The organism is Embleya hyalina, assembly GCF_003967355.1.
Lineage (GTDB): Bacteria > Actinomycetota > Actinomycetes > Streptomycetales > Streptomycetaceae > Embleya > Embleya hyalina.
The window spans coordinates 36273-50625 of sequence record NZ_BIFH01000014.1; the positions used below are offsets into that span (position 1 = coordinate 36273).

The 14353-nt window shown below is 71.7% G+C and carries 15 protein-coding genes and 1 pseudogene; 13 read left to right on the forward strand and 3 right to left on the reverse strand.

Annotated elements, in window-relative coordinates; all coding sequences use genetic code 11:
* The first annotated feature begins 61 nt into the window (after positions 1-61).
* From EMA17_RS04550 to EMA17_RS04555, 4 genes are all read left to right on the forward strand, one after another.
* A complete protein-coding gene (locus tag EMA17_RS04550) occupies positions 62-1267 on the forward strand; it encodes a helix-turn-helix domain-containing protein (RefSeq protein WP_281290452.1) in 1206 nt (401 codons plus the stop codon).
* Between the two features lie 119 nt (positions 1268-1386).
* On the forward strand, positions 1387-1509 hold the full coding sequence (locus EMA17_RS55210) for a hypothetical protein (protein WP_281290433.1): 123 nt from the start codon (positions 1387-1389) through the stop codon (positions 1507-1509).
* A 26-nt stretch (positions 1510-1535) separates the two neighbouring features.
* Positions 1536-1712 (forward strand): hypothetical protein, encoded by a 177-nt coding sequence (locus EMA17_RS51615; protein ID WP_160161317.1) that lies wholly within the window; start codon positions 1536-1538, stop codon positions 1710-1712.
* Between the two features lie 222 nt (positions 1713-1934).
* Complete coding sequence (locus EMA17_RS04555; protein ID WP_126635611.1) at positions 1935-2264, forward strand: hypothetical protein; 330 nt, start codon at positions 1935-1937, stop codon at positions 2262-2264.
* A gap of 120 nt (positions 2265-2384) precedes the next feature.
* Here EMA17_RS04555 and EMA17_RS04560 read toward each other — a convergent pair whose 3' ends face one another.
* Positions 2385-2837: a DUF1707 SHOCT-like domain-containing protein gene (locus EMA17_RS04560; protein ID WP_246126452.1), complete on the reverse strand. Its 453-nt coding sequence runs from the start codon at positions 2835-2837 to the stop codon at positions 2385-2387.
* A 70-nt stretch (positions 2838-2907) separates the two neighbouring features.
* On the opposite strand from EMA17_RS04560, the gene EMA17_RS04565 reads away from it, so the two are divergent.
* Both EMA17_RS04565 and EMA17_RS04570 read left to right on the forward strand, forming a co-directional pair.
* Positions 2908-3492: a TetR/AcrR family transcriptional regulator gene (locus EMA17_RS04565; protein WP_126635612.1), complete on the forward strand. Its 585-nt coding sequence runs from the start codon at positions 2908-2910 to the stop codon at positions 3490-3492.
* A 94-nt stretch (positions 3493-3586) separates the two neighbouring features.
* Positions 3587-4384 carry an ATP-grasp domain-containing protein gene (locus EMA17_RS04570; protein ID WP_126636084.1) on the forward strand — a complete coding sequence of 266 codons (798 nt, stop codon included), beginning with the start codon at positions 3587-3589 and terminating at the stop codon, positions 4382-4384.
* Between the two features lie 75 nt (positions 4385-4459).
* Here EMA17_RS04570 and EMA17_RS04575 read toward each other — a convergent pair whose 3' ends face one another.
* On the reverse strand, positions 4460-4966 hold the full coding sequence (locus EMA17_RS04575) for a hypothetical protein (protein WP_126635613.1): 507 nt from the start codon (positions 4964-4966) through the stop codon (positions 4460-4462).
* 276 nt (positions 4967-5242) lie between these two features.
* Between EMA17_RS04575 and EMA17_RS04580 the strand changes: the two genes are divergently transcribed.
* The 7 genes and pseudogenes from EMA17_RS04580 (at position 5243) to EMA17_RS04610 (ending at position 13375) form a co-directional block, all read left to right on the forward strand.
* Positions 5243-6223, forward strand: a complete 981-nt coding sequence (locus EMA17_RS04580) for a helix-turn-helix domain-containing protein (protein WP_246126453.1) — start codon at positions 5243-5245, stop codon at positions 6221-6223.
* 59 nt (positions 6224-6282) lie between these two features.
* A complete protein-coding gene (locus tag EMA17_RS04585) occupies positions 6283-6471 on the forward strand; it encodes a DUF397 domain-containing protein (protein ID WP_246126454.1) in 189 nt (62 codons plus the stop codon).
* Positions 6472-6659: 188 nt separating this feature from the next.
* A complete protein-coding gene (gene valS, locus EMA17_RS04590) occupies positions 6660-9179 on the forward strand; it encodes a valine--tRNA ligase (RefSeq protein WP_174861303.1) in 2520 nt (839 codons plus the stop codon).
* 48 nt (positions 9180-9227) lie between these two features.
* A pseudogene (locus EMA17_RS56380) lies at positions 9228-10167 on the forward strand (DUF7064 domain-containing protein).
* 194 nt (positions 10168-10361) lie between these two features.
* Positions 10362-11294 (forward strand): heme/hemin ABC transporter substrate-binding protein, encoded by a 933-nt coding sequence (locus EMA17_RS04600; RefSeq protein ID WP_218042663.1) that lies wholly within the window; start codon positions 10362-10364, stop codon positions 11292-11294.
* Between the two features lie 138 nt (positions 11295-11432).
* Positions 11433-12551 (forward strand): FecCD family ABC transporter permease, encoded by a 1119-nt coding sequence (locus tag EMA17_RS04605; protein ID WP_371862958.1) that lies wholly within the window; start codon positions 11433-11435, stop codon positions 12549-12551.
* Positions 12551-13375 (forward strand): heme ABC transporter ATP-binding protein, encoded by an 825-nt coding sequence (locus EMA17_RS04610; RefSeq protein ID WP_174861304.1) that lies wholly within the window; start codon positions 12551-12553, stop codon positions 13373-13375. Before EMA17_RS04605 ends, EMA17_RS04610 begins: the two co-directional genes overlap by 1 nt.
* Positions 13376-13393: 18 nt before the next feature.
* On the opposite strand, the gene EMA17_RS04615 is transcribed toward EMA17_RS04610, so the two are convergent.
* Complete coding sequence (locus tag EMA17_RS04615; RefSeq protein WP_160161318.1) at positions 13394-14314, reverse strand: alpha/beta hydrolase; 921 nt, start codon at positions 14312-14314, stop codon at positions 13394-13396.
* Positions 14315-14353 lie beyond the last annotated feature (39 nt).

Consider the following 14353-nt stretch of genomic DNA (forward strand, 5'->3'; position numbering starts at 1 on the left):
TTGGCAACAGGCGCACACACCACCTCCGGGGGCATCCATGGACGTGCCGGCTGACCTGACGATGGGCGAGCGAATCGAGTGGTTGCGGAGGCGGCGTGGCATGAGCCGCCCGGTCCTGGCCGGTTTGTGTGGTCGCGGGCCCGACTGGCTCAAGAAGATCGAGTCCGGTGAGCGGGAACTGCGCGACCACAGACTGATACTGCGGCTGGCGTGCGTTCTCGGGCTGACGGATCTCGGAGTCCTCACCGGTACCGGTGCCGGAGAGGTGCTTCAGCCCGTGTCACCGGCCCTGCACCACGAGTCGATCCCAGGCATCTGGGAGGCGGTGAAGAAGCGGAACCACTCCGCCGTTCGGCCTGCGGAGGCACCGGACGTGGCGGCACTCCGGGCGCGCGTCGATGCCGCCTGGCGGCTGTGGCACGGCTCGCGGTTCAACCGAAGCGAGGTCGGCGCGCTGCTGCCGGATCTGATCGGCGACGGCGAGGTTGCGGTCCGGGTGCTCGACGGGCCGGAGCGACGCGAGGCGTACGCCGTCCTGGCCACGATCTACCACCTCGTACAGCAGCACATCGCCTACATCGCGCCCGCCGAGCTGGTGTGGGTGGTGGCCGATCGCGGCATGTCGTCCGCACAGCACGCCGACACCCCGGAGGCACTCGCGGGGGCCGCCTGGTGCTATGGCAACGCGTTGCGCGAGACGGCCGACGGAGACGAGGCGCTGGCGGTGGTGATCGACGCGGCGGATGCGATGCGGCCGCACCTCGACGACCTCGACGAGGACGCGCGGGGCCTGTACGGCGCGCTGCACCTGCATGCCGCGATCACGCATGCGAAGTCCGGCCACGACGGGGATGCCTGGGCACACTGGCAGCGCGGCGACGCCACGGCGAAGTCCCTGCCGGCGGGTTACCTGCATCCGTGGACGGTCTTCGGGCGGACCAACGTAGACATCCACGCGGTCTCGGTGGCGGCCGACCTGCGGCGCGCGGGGACGGCATTGGAGTACGCGGATCGAATCGATCCGGAAGCCATGCCGTCGATGGAACGTCAGTCGCGGCTGTGGACGGAGAGCGCCCGCAGTCACGTCCAGCGAGGCGAGCACACGGCGGCCCTGCACCTGATGCAACGCGCGGTCACGGTAGGCCCGGAGGCGGTGCGGTTCACCCCGGCGGCGCGGGGTGTGATCGCGGAGCTGTGGCGGACCACGCGCGGTCCGCTCCGGAGCGAGGTCGTGCAACTCGCGGAGAACGTCGGCATCGTCGACTGAACACGCACGGACAACAGGGACGGATTTACCCTTTCGAGTGGGGGGACGATCTGTCCCTGTCGTCTTGTGCGTCTTCGTCCATGGTTGCGTGACTGTCCGCTGTTTCCGCGAGGAATGCCATGAGCCGACGCATGTGCACGCGCACCATGCTTGTTACGCCGATCGGGCGGCTCGACCCGGTCCTGTCCACGTCCGATCGCACGCTCCTTCCGGACGCGGTGTTCCCACCGGTGGCACCGTGACGTCGCGCAGCGACATCGTCGTCCGAGTGAGCGTCACCGAATCGGGTGACTCGACCCGGCCCCACCGCATTACGTTGCCCGACCGCCCCGAACTGGACGTGACCGGCGCCGAATTGACCGTGCTGGTGCACGAGGCCCGGATGCGCCTGATGCGGACGCTGCCGCCCACGGGGATCGGCCGGATCTCGAACTCGGGCGGCTGAGCCATGCCCGATGGCGCCCGTGAGCAAGGCTGTGCCCCCGGCACCCCACGACCGGCCGCCCTCGTGCGCCTCGTCGCCGCCGTTGCCGAGCGTGAGCGGCTTCGCGGGTGGTGGCCGAACCCCGTGACGACGCCGCGCCATCGGCAGGACACGCACCGCCGGGAGTGCCGTGCCGCCGGGGCTGTGCTTCGTGGTGCGGTTGCCGACGCGTACCGGGGTGGGGTGTCCGTCGAAGTTGTCGCCCGCACCTCCGGGTTCTCGCCCGGCTATGTGCGGATGATCCTGCACCGCGTGCGCGCCGCCCCCGCTCCGGTTCCGTTTCGTGTTCGAGGAGAACTCGTGTCCACCTCACCTCCCCCCTGGTCCGTCGGCGAGCACCTGTGGCGCAGGCTCGACGGCGGCCGGCGTCACCATCTCGGCACCATCACCCGTGTGTGGCACGACGGCGACCGATGGATGGTCGAGTACGACTACGGTGCCCTCGCCGACAAGACCACCACCGCGCCCGCCGCCGAGATGTATCGGGCCGGGCCCATGACCCGGCCCGTTTGACCCTCGATCCGGTTCGGCACGGGCCGGGTGGGCGGTGGGGGCGGACGCGTTGTGCTTGGGTGGGGCGCCGGGCGGTCACCGAACCGACACGAGGGACGACGGCAACCTGATTCGCGAAGCTCAGTCGCCTTTGCGTGCTCCGTCCTCGTCGTCCTCGTCGCCGCGCGGCCAGATGGCGATGGCGATGAGGACGGCGGCCCAGATGCCGAGTGGTGCGAGTGGCCAGTAGGCGGTCGGCTCGCCCTTGAGCACGCAGCGCGTTCCCCAGACGGCGGTAAGGATCACCGCGCCGCCCAGCCAGTAGAGCCATTCCCTCAGCCATGCGCGCAGGTCCCGGCGATCTCGTTCCGCCCGCGCGGCCGGGGCCGCTCGGTCCCGTGCCGACGGCGCGGGCAGATCGGCGGTGAGCGATGCCAGTTCGCCGAGCACCGTGGCGGCGGCGGCGCGGGTTGCGCGCTCGTCGTATTCGCCGCGGTCCAGGCGGCCCTCGGCGTAGCCGGCGGCGAGTCGCGCGAGCGTGGTGTCGCGGTCCTGGTCCGACGCGCGCATCGCGAGATCGAGTCGAGCATCCACGACAATCTCCTTCCGGGCGGTCTCCGAATCTTTAGAATACAGTCGTATCCGAAACTTGTCAGGAGGTCCGATGCCCAAGGTCGTGGACCGTGCCGCACAACGTCGCGCGATCGGCGCCGCGCTGTTGGACCTGGTGTCCCGCAACGGCCTCGACGACGTCAGCGTGCGCACCGTCGCCGTCGCCGCCGGGCGCTCCGCCGGCGCGGTCCAGAAGTACTTCCGCACCAAGGACGAAATGGTGCGCTTCGCCGCCGAGTTGGCCGGCGAGCAGGTGGAGCTGCGGTGGGCCGAGGTGGATGTCACCGGCCCACCGCACGAGGTGTTGCGCCGCCTGGTGCTGACCACCCTCCCGCTGGACGATGCCCGGCGCGCCGAGGCCACCGTCCGCTTCGCCTTCGTCACCCGAGCGGTCCACCATCCCGGTCTCGCCGCCACCCAACGCGAGATCGACATCGACATCCGTACGGCCCTGACCGACTGGCTCCTCGCCGCCGCGCTCCCCACGCACGACCGCGCCGATTGCGAGCGACTCGCCGACGCGGTGATCGCCCTGTCCGACGGCCTGGCCATGCGCCTGCTCTACACCCCCGACGCGCAGGACGAACTGATCCCCGCTCTCGACCGGGCACTGCGGGCTCTCCTCACGCACCACTGAACCCGGCCGCCGCACGCAGGAGGGCGGACCCGCCCGCATCGCGTGAACCGCCGGTCGCCACCGGCTGGAGTAACGTGCGCACGTGTCCTCGATCATGCCCGCAACCCTCGCGCTCTCCGGTCGATCCACCACCACGGCCGACCTGTTGGCCGAAGCCGCCGTGGCGCGTGGGATGGCGGTTGCCGTGCTTGCCGGGCCTCGGCCCGAACTGCGCGGCGGCGCCGTCTACTACGGCGGGCCTCTGTTTGCCGACACCGTTGCCGAGTCGTTGGACGTGGCGCTTCTGGAGCCTGCGGACGGCTGGTTGACCGCGTTGCCGCAGCGGTGGACGCGGCGGGGGATCACCGCGACGACGATGGGCGAGGCCCGCCGCCTGCGGGTGCCCGCGTTCGTGAAGCCGCCCAGCGACAAGTCGTTCGAGGCGGCGGTGTACGCGGACGGCACCCGGTTGCCCGCCGGTGTTCCCGACGCGACGCCGGTTCTGGTTGCCGAGATCCGCACCTTCGTCGTCGAGTACCGGCTGTTCGTGCTGGACGGCGTTCCGCACACCGGTTCGCGCTACGCGACCTTCGGCCGGCTCGACCCGATGCCGCTGTCCGACGACCCCAAGGCCGGGGAGGTGGCCTCGTTCGCCCGCGACCTGCTCGCGGAGCACGGCGCGGGGCTGCCGAGCGCGGTGGTCCTGGACGTCGGCCTGGCCGGCACGGCGGACAGCGCCGAGGAGCACTGGGCGGTGGTCGAGCCCAACATGGCCTGGTTCAGCAACATCTACGCCGCCGATCCGGCCCGATGCCTGGACGTGATCGTCGCCGCCGCAGGCCCCCGGGCCGCGCTGCGCCCGGCGGACACCCGCTTCGCCCGAGCACGACCCGCCGCCGCGCCCACCGACTGAACGACCCCGACCTTCGCGGGCGACGACGCTTCACCCTCGCGAGTGGAGCCGGCTCCGAAGTCGGTGCTCGCTCGCCTATGAACCGCCGGAGGCGCCGCGGCCCCTCGGCGGGTCGGCCTCGGCCGTCAGGTAGGCGTCGGCCAGGGTGGTGACGCACGTCAGGTTCGTGCCGAGACCCGGGCGGATGATCCAGGTCATCGACGAGCCCGGGTGGGGGCGAGGGCCCGGGAGGGTGAGGCAGCCGCCGTGGCCGACGTAGTGGTAGCGGGTGCCCTCGGCCGGGCCGACCGCGCCCTGCCATGCCTCCGCGCTGCCGGGTCCGACCAGGTAGGCCCACTTGCCCGCGTGCTCCTCGCCGATCACCGCCCCCACGGGCGCGCCCGCCGCGACCAGCAGCGCCAGCACCGCCCGGCCCAGATCGGCCCGCACCACCACGGCGTCGAACAGCCGGCCGGTGTCCGCCGCGCGGCGTGCGCCGGGGCTGGTCAGCCAGGTGTACCGCGTGTCGCGCGGATCGCGGGTGGCGGCACTGATCCACGCGATCCCGGCCTGATTCACGCCGGCGTCTTGCTCCCGCAGCACGATTCCTCGCCTCCCAAGGTTCGGGACACCGGCGCGGCCCCGGGCGCGACCGGACCCCGCGAGCCCTTCGGCACGTGCTCGAAGGGTCGCTGTAAGTAGCGTCCTCGCTACGGGCATCAAGTGCAAGTCAAACAACTCACCCGACTTGCATCGTGTCGGATATGAGTACCATGACGCCCATTCCTCGGGGCGAAATCCCGGAATTCCGTAGAAAAGCCCCGAGTACTGCGAAAAGCCACGACGGCGGTCGGTCGGGATCGGGATCGGGAGGAACCAATGGGCGCCGAGCAGTACCCGACGGTGCGCAGGCGCGTCCTGGGTGCCAACCTGCGTCGGCTGCGCGAGGATTGCGCGCTGCTCCTGGAGGACGTGGCCGACGCACTCTCCTGCCACCCCGCCAAGGTGAGCCGGATCGAGTCCGGCCGCAGCGGCATCCGGGCGCTCGACCTCAAGGCGCTGCTCGACCTGTACGAGGTGGCCGACCCGGCCACGCGCGAGGGCTGGTTGGCGCTGGCGCGCGAGGGTCGGCGGCAGCGCTGGTGGCGCGACCTCGCCGACCGACTACCGCAGGACTTCCTCGACCTGATCGGCCTGGAGGCCGAGGTCGCCTCCTGTCTGGGCTTCCAACCCAGCATCATCCCGGGGCTGTTCCAGACCGAGGCGTACGCCACCGCCGTCATCCGCGGCGGCACCGTGGGACCGGTCGACGAACAGTGTCGGACCCGGGTCCGGGTGCGGCTGGATCGGCAGCGCGTGCTGACCCGCGAAGAGCCCGCTCCGATGCGGGTGTTGATGGTCATCGGCGAGGCCGCGCTGCGCCAGGAGATAGGCGGCCGGCGGGTGTTGCGCGAGCAACTCCTGCGCTTGATCGAAATTGCCCAACTTTCGAACGTGACCGTGCAGGTACTACCCTTTTCGGCAGGCGCCTATCCGGGCGGCCCCACGCCGTTCTCGATCTACGGGTTCCCTCCCCCCTCGGGGATGGAAGTGGTTTCGCTGGAGAACTTCACCAGCCACGCCTACCTGGAAAGAGCCCAGGACACCGCTCACTACGGCAAGGTTTTCGCGGACTTGCGGGGAATCGCGCTGAGTCCCATCGAGTCCGAGGCCTTCATCGCGTCCAGTGCCAAGGAACTCGCAGGCCGATCGTCCTGCGCACCGACCACCTCGCAGCCCCCTCGCGGCCCCACCGACTCGCGGACCGAAGAGCCGAGCGGTCCGGTAACCGAGCAGTCCGGTAGCCGCGGAGTCGAGTAACCGAGCAGCCGAGTAACCGAGCAGCCGAGCAGTCGACCAACCGAGTAGGAAGAATGCCGATGCCTGAGAACTCACCCCTTTGGGTCAAGAGCAGCTACAGCATGCAGAACGGCGACTGCACCGAGATCCGCCCGCACCCGGACGGCCGTACCGACGTACGCGACAGCAAGGACCCGGCGATCGGGCTGCTGACCCTCGACCGGGCGCCCTGGGCCGCGTTCGTCGCCGCGCTGCGCGCCGACGCCTGACCGATCCGCCCGCTCGACCGGCCCGGCGAACACCCGACCCCCCGATGGGTGTTCGCCGGGCTCGCCCGTCCCGCCGTCCCGTGCCGTCCCGCCGCGACCCGCCCCCACGGAACGAACAATCGGTTCGAGCCCCGCCCCCTCGCCCGGTACGCTCCGGGGGCATGGTTCCCGCCTCTGGTTCCCCCCGCATGCCCGACAAGCCCACCCTCGACGGGCTGGAAGCGAAATGGTCGCGCGTCTGGGACGAGACGGGCGTATACCGCTTCGATCGCACCCGGACCCGCGACGAGGTCTACTCGATCGACACCCCACCCCCGACCGTCAGCGGATCGCTGCACGTGGGCCACGTCTTCTCGTACACGCACACCGACGCCATCGCGCGCTACCGCCGCATGTGCGGGCGCGAGGTCTTCTACCCGATGGGCTGGGACGACAACGGCCTGCCCACCGAGCGGCGGGTGCAGAACCACTTCGGCGTGCGCTGCGACCCGGCGCTGCCGTACGACCCCGATCTCGTCCCGCCCGCGCAGCCGGCGAAGCGCCAGATCCCGGTCTCCCGACGCAACTTCATCGAACTGTGCGAGGAACTCACCCGTCAGGACGAGCGCGCGTTCGAGGAGTTGTGGCGACTGCTCGGGCTGTCCGTCGACTGGTCGATGACCTACCAGACCATCGACGCCGTCTCGCGCACCGCGTCGCAGCGGGCCTTCCTGCGCAACCTGGCGCGCGGCGAGGCGTATCCGGCCGAGGCGCCCACCCTGTGGGACGTCACCTTCCGCACCGCGGTGGCGCAGGCCGAACTGGAGGATCGGGAGCGTCCCGGCGCCTACCACCGGCTGGTCTTTCGCGCCCCGACCGGCGACGCGCTGGAGATCGCCACCACCCGGCCGGAGTTGCTGCCCGCATGCGTGGCCCTGGTCGCGCACCCCGACGACACGCGCTACACCCACCTGTTCGGCTCGTGCGCGCGCACCCCGCTGTTCGGGGTCGCCGTGCCGGTGTACGCCCATCCGCTGGCCGATCCGGAGAAGGGCTCCGGGCTGGCCATGGTGTGCACGTTCGGCGACACCACCGACGTCACCTGGTGGCGCGAACTGCGCCTGGAGACCCGGCCCGTGCTCGACTGGGACGGCAGATTCCGGAGCGAGCCGCCGGCCGGGATCGAGCGGCCCGAGGGGATCGAGGCCTACGCGCGCCTCGCCGGCGCCACCGTGTTCACCGCGCGCGAGCGGATCGTGGCGATGTTGCGCGAGAGCGGCGACCTGGTCGGCGAACCCGAGCCGATCACGCACGCGGTCAAGTTCTACGAGAAGGGCGACAAGCCGCTCGAGATCGTCACCACCCGGCAGTGGTATCTGCGCAACGGCGGCCGCGACGCCGACCTGCGCGGCCGACTGCTGGCCCGGGGCGCCGAGTTGGCCTGGCATCCCGCGCACATGAAGGTCCGCTACGACAACTGGGTCGACGGCCTCAACGGCGACTGGCTGATCAGCCGGCAGCGCTTCTTCGGCGTGCCGGTGCCGCTGTGGTACCCGCTGGACGAGGCCGGCCTGCCGCTCCACGACAAGCCGCTGTCGCCCGCCGAGGCCGACCTGCCGATCGACCCGTACACCGACGTGCCGCCCGGATACACCGAGCGACAGCGCGGCGAGCCGGGCGGGTTCGTCGGCGACCCGGACGTGATGGACACCTGGGCGACGTCCTCGCTGACCCCGCAGATCGCCGGCGGCTGGTGTCGGGACGAGGACCTGTTCGCCCGGGTGTTCCCGATGGACCTGCGGCCGCAGGCGCACGAGATCATCCGTACCTGGCTGTTCTCCTCCGTGGTGCGCGCCGACGCGGAGAACGACAGCCTGCCCTTCGCGCACGCGGCGATCTCCGGCTGGATCCTGGACCCGGACCGCAAGAAGATGTCCAAGTCCAAGGGCAACGTGGTCACCCCGGTCGACCTGCTCGCGCAGCACGGCTCCGACGCGGTGCGCTACTGGGCGGCGAACGGCCGGCCCGGGGTGGACACCGCGTTCGACGTCGGCCAGATGAAGGTCGGTCGGCGGCTGGCGATCAAGCTGCTCAACGTGGGCCGCTTCGTGTTGTCGATCGGCGCGGCCGAGGCGCCGGAGGCGGTGACCGAACCGCTCGACCTGGCGCTGCTCGGCGAGTTGGCGGAGGTGGCCCGGGCGGCGGGGGAGGCGTTCGAGGACTACGACTACGCGCGGGCCCTGGAACGGACCGAGCGGTTCTTTTGGTACTTCTGCGACGACTACGTCGAGTTGGTCAAGGCCCGCGCGTACGGCGAGGCCGGCGACGAGGCGGGCGCCGCCTCGGCCCGGGCCGCGCTGGCCGGCGCGCTGTCGGTGCTGACGCGGCTGCTCGCGCCGGTGTTGCCGTTCGCCACCGAGGAGGTGTGGTCCTGGTGGCAGGAGGGCTCGGTGCACCGGGCGGACTGGCCCGCCCCGGCCGCGCCGGCCGCGGCCGATCGGGCCCTGCTCGGCGTCGCGTCCGGCCTGATCGCCGAGGTGCGCCGGGCCAAGTCCGCCGCCCGGGTGTCGATGCGCGCCGAGGTGGCCGTGCTGACCGTCACCGGCGACGCCGACGCGCTGGCCCGGATCACGCCGGTCGAGAGCGACCTGCGTGCGGCCGGCCACATCGCCCGGATCGACCGGGTGCCGGGGAGCGGGCCGCTGTCGGTGGAGGTCGGGCTCAAGTGACGTCCGACATTCATTGACTCGGCCAAGTACCCGTAGTACCCGTTGGCCATGACCACACACCACCCCGACGACAGGTTCCACCCGCCGACCGACGACGATCCGTACTGGTCGGAGACCTCCTGGTTCACCTTCACCGTGCCGCACAAGCGGTTGTCCGGGCAGTTGTACCCGTTCTTCCGGGCGAACCAGGGGGTCGCGGCGGGCGGCGCGTACTTCTGGGACGACAGCGGACAGCACCCGCACGACGCGGTCTACGCCAAGAACTTCTGGCACCTGCCGATCCCCGACCAGGACCTGACCGACCTGCGCCTGCCGAACGGCTTCCGGGTGCGCTGCGTGGAGCCGCGGCGGGTGTACGAGGTCGGCTACGACGACCCCGACGGCGGCGACGAGATCCACGTCGACCTCACCTTCACCGGTCTGCTGCCGCCGCACCACCTGGCTCGACCAGCCCGGTCGCTACACCGGCACGGTGGTGCTGCGCGGCGAGGAGATCCCGGTCGACTCCTACGGTTTCCGGGACCGTTCGTGGGGGCCGCGCTCCCAGTTCGGCCCCGGCCTGATGCAATCGCCCGCCCGGCGCGGCGGATACAGCTACGCCACCGCCTCCGAACACGACGCCTTCCACAGCATCACCATGGATTTCGGCCGCGGGTGCGTCTCGATCCACGGTTATCTGCTGCGCGACGGCACCTGGGCGAAACTGGCCCGGGGCCACCGCGAGGTGGTCGAGCGCGACGACGCCACCGGCTGGGCGGCCCGGGTGGTGCTGACCGGCGTCGACACGCTCGGTCGCGAACTGCACGCCGAGGGGCGGCTGTACAACCGCCTCGGCTTCTTCCTGAACCCGAATCTGTTCACCGTCAACGGCCTCACCGAGTGGACCTTCGACGGCGTCACCGCGTGGGGCGAGGACCACGAGAACTTCTCCGCGGCCGAGATCCGCCGACACAGCCGGGACTGGCGCGCCCGCCGCTCGGCCGGGTGAGCGGCGGGCGAATCGTGGGCCGGTCGGGGGGTTCGTGTGACGTTGTCCACCCGACTCGGGCTTGAGTTAGGCAAGCCTTACCTTTAAATTGCCGGGTGAAGGAAGGCAAGGCTTGCCTGAATTCGCCGGCTCCGGGTCGGCCCACCCCGTGCACGAAAGGCCGCCGGATGCGTCTGCGCCGAACAAGCTTGAAGGTGGCCGCGGCCGTCCTCGCCATCACCGCGTTCGCCACGGCGTGCGGCGACGACGACAAGAAGTCCGACGCCGGGGCCGACAAGAGCGACAAGGCCGCCGCCGCGCTGCCCGCCACCGTGGACACCACGATGGGCAAGGTCACCGTCAAGGACGCGAGCCGCATCGTGCCGCTCGGCGGCGACATCGCGCAGACCGTCTACGCCCTCGGCCTGGCCCCGAACGTGGTCGGCGTGGACACCTCCGGCGCGGTCCTGCCGGAGAGCAAGGGCAAGCCCACCTTCGGCAACTCGCGCAGCCTCAACTCCGAGGGCATCCTCGCCCAGCGGCCCACCGTCGCGATCGGCAGCGCCTCGGTCGGCCCGCGCAGCGCGGTCGACCAGCTCAAGGCGGCCGGCGTACCGATCGTGCTGGTCCCGGACAGCAGCAGGCCCGAGGACGCGATCACCCGGATCACCACCATCGCCACCGCGCTCGGCGTGCCCGACAAGGGCAAGGCGCTGGCCGACCGCACCGCCGGCGAGATCGCCGGCGCCAAGGCCAAGGGCGCCCAGGCCACCACCAAGCCGCGCGTGGCGTTCCTCTACATCCGCGGGCAGGCCAACCTGTACCAGATCGGCGGCAAGGGCCTGGGCCCCGACAGCATGATCAGCGCCGCCGGCGGCATCGACACCGGCACCGAACTGGGCGTACAGATGTCCGCCGCGCTCACCCCGGAGGCGATGGTCGCGGCCAAGCCCGACGTCATCCTCGTCTTCCAGAAGGGCCTCGAATCGGTCGGCGGCATCGACGGCGTGCTCAAACTGCCCGGCGTGGCACAGACCCCGGCCGGCCAGAACCGCAAGGTCGTCGCGATGGACGACCTGGAACTGGGCGGCGGCGGCCCGACCGCGGGCGTCGCGCTGAACAAGCTCGTCGACCTCCTGCATGGCTAGGCCCGGACCGATCCGCCGGACCGGTCCCGGGACCGGCCGGCCCGAGGTCCGCGCCGCCCGCGCGTCGGACGGGCCCGTCCCGCCCGTCCGACGCCCGAGGACGAACGACGGGAAGACCCAGGGGAGCCCGTGGCCACGGTGACGGAACGTCAAGAACCCGCGGGCGAGCCGGATTCACCCCCGCCCGCGGTCGAACTCGGCCCGCCCACCGCGCCGGTGCCGGCGGCGCCGCGCCGACACGGGCGTTGGCTGATGCCCACCCTCGTGCTGCTGCTCCTGGCCACGAGCATCGTCTCGGCCGGCATGGGCGCCTTCGAGATCCCCTCGGACCAGGTGCTCTACTCCGCGCTGCACCACCTGGGCCTGGACGTCGGCCACGTATCCGAGGCCAACGAGGCCGTGTTGTGGAACATCCGCTTCCCGCGCATCGTGCTCGGCATCATGGTCGGCGCCTGCCTGGGCTGCGCCGGAGCCGCGATGCAGGGCGTGTTCGGCAACCCGCTGGCCGAACCCGGCGTGATCGGGGTCTCCTCCGGCGCGGCGCTCGGCGCGGTCGGCGCGATCGTGCTCGGCGTGTCCGCCTTCGGATCCTGGACGGTGACCGCGTTCGCCTTCATCGGCGGCCTGCTCACCACCCTCTTCGTCTACCTGCTCTCCCGCTCCGACGGCCGCACCGAAGTGGTCACCCTGGTCCTCACCGGCATCGCGATCAACGCCCTCGCGGGCGCCGCGATCGGCCTGTTCACCTTCGTCGCCGACGACGCCGAACTGCGCAGCATCACCTTCTGGAACCTGGGCAGCGTCGGCGGCGCGAGCTGGAGGATCATCGGCGCGCTGGCCCCCTTCGCGGTGATCGGCCTGCTGATCCTGCCCCGGTACGCCCGCGCGCTCGACATCATGGCCCTCGGCGAACGCGGCGCCCGGCACCTGGGCGTGGACACCGAACGGGTACGCGTGGTGGTGGTCGTGCTGAGCGCGACCCTGGTCGGCGCGGCCGTCGCCGCGGCCGGCGTGATCACCTTCGTCGGCCTGGTCGTACCGCACATCATCCGACTGATCGCCGGCCCCCGACACCGACTGCTGCTGCCCGCGAGCGCGGTCCTGGGCGCGCTGGTCACCGTCGCCGCCGACCTGGCGGCGCGCACCGTCGCGATGCCCAAGGAGGTCCCGCTCGGCGTGCTCACCGCGCTGATCGGCGCCCCGTTCTTCCTGTGGCTGTTGCGCCGGACCCGTTCCCGGCAGGGAGGTTGGGCCTGATGAGGCTGCTCGCCCGGAGCCGGTCGGCGATCGACCGGAGCACCCCCGAGATCGGCGCGGTCGGCGTCGAGGCCGAGGACGTCACCTTCGCCATCGGCGGCCGCAACCTGGTCGACGGCGTCTCGCTGACCGTGCGCCACGGCGAGATCGTCGCGGTCCTGGGACCCAACGGCGCCGGCAAGTCCACCCTGCTCGGCCTGCTCACCGGCGACCTGACCCCGCACCACGGCACGGTGCGCATCGCCGGCCGCCCGGTGCCCGACTACGCGCAGCGGGAACTGGCGCTGCGCCGAGGGGTGTTGCCGCAGAGTGTGACGCTGTCCTTCCCGTTCACCGTGGACGAGGTGGTCCGGATGGGCCGCGCGCCGCACGCGGGACTGCCGAGCGAGGAGTCCGAGGACACGATCGTGGCCCGCTGCCTGGCGGAGACCGACGTGGCGCACCTCGCCGACCGGACCTACCCGTCGTTGTCCGGCGGTGAGCGGGCCCGGGTCTCGCTCGCCCGGGTGCTGGCGCAGGGCGCGCCCGTGCTGTTCCTGGACGAACCCACCGCCGCGCTCGACCTCAAGCACACCGAGGACGTCCTGCGCCTGGCCCGCGCCCGGGCCCGGCTCGGCGACGCGGTGGTGATCGTGCTGCACGACCTCAACCTCGCCGCCGCCTACGCGGACCGGATCGCGTTGCTGGCGGGCGGACGACTGGTCGCGTGCGGCGTACCGGACGAGGTGTGCACCGCCCCGGTGCTCTCCGACCTGTACGGCCACCCGGTCGAGGTGCTGCGCCGACCCGGTACGGACGAACTGCTGATCCTGCCGTCCCGATGAGCGCCGGCCGGGTCCGGCTCAGGGGTGCAACGCCCGGCGCAGCGCGGTGAACGAGCCCGTCGCACACTCCTCGCAGCGCGGGACCAGGTCCACGAAGCTCATGAACCCGTGCACCATGTCGTCGAACGACTCGCACTCGACGGCGTTGCCCGCCGCGCGCAACCGCTCGGCGTAGTCGGCGCCTTCGTCGCGCAGCGGATCGTGGCCCGCGATCACCACATGCGCCGGAGCCAGGCCGGACAGGTCCTCGATGGTGCCGATCCGGGCGTACGGACCGAGGTCGTCGAGGTCCCGGCCGCCGAAGTAGTGGCCGAGGAACCACGCGATCGAGGCCGCGGTGAGCAGCGGCGCGTCGGCGTTCTCGACCTGCGACGCGGTGCCCTCGACGCCGGTCGTCGGATACCAGAGCATCTGCAACGCCGGTTGCGGGAGCCCGTGTTCGCGGGCCAGGAGGCAGACGGTCGCGGACAGCGTGGCGCCCGCGCTGTCCCCGGCGAGGGCGATCCGGGTGGGATCGGCGCCCAGTTCGCCGGCATGGTCGAGGAGCCACCGGTACGCGGCGAAGGCGTCCTCGGTCGCGGCGGGGAAGGGGAATTCGGGGGCCAGCCGGTAGTCCGTCGACACCACCACGCAGTTCGCGTGCCGGGCGATCCGCCGGGCCAGCGCGTCGTGGCTGTCCAGGCCGCCGATCACGAAGCCGCCGCCGTGGAAGAACAGGGTCACCGGCAACCCGGGCTCCTCCGACGGTCGGTACACCCGCGCCGGTCGCGCGTCGACGGCGCCGGGGACGGTGCGATCCTCGACCCGCGCCAACTCGGTCAGTACCGGCAGCAGTGCGACCCCGGCATCGATGGTGGCCCGTGCGGTCGCCGCGTCCCCCACGAACAGGTCGTCCGGCAGGACCCCCAACAACTCCACCAGCTGCGGATCGATCGTCACCGTGCCCCCTCCGTCGAGCTCCCCATACCGGCCGGTACG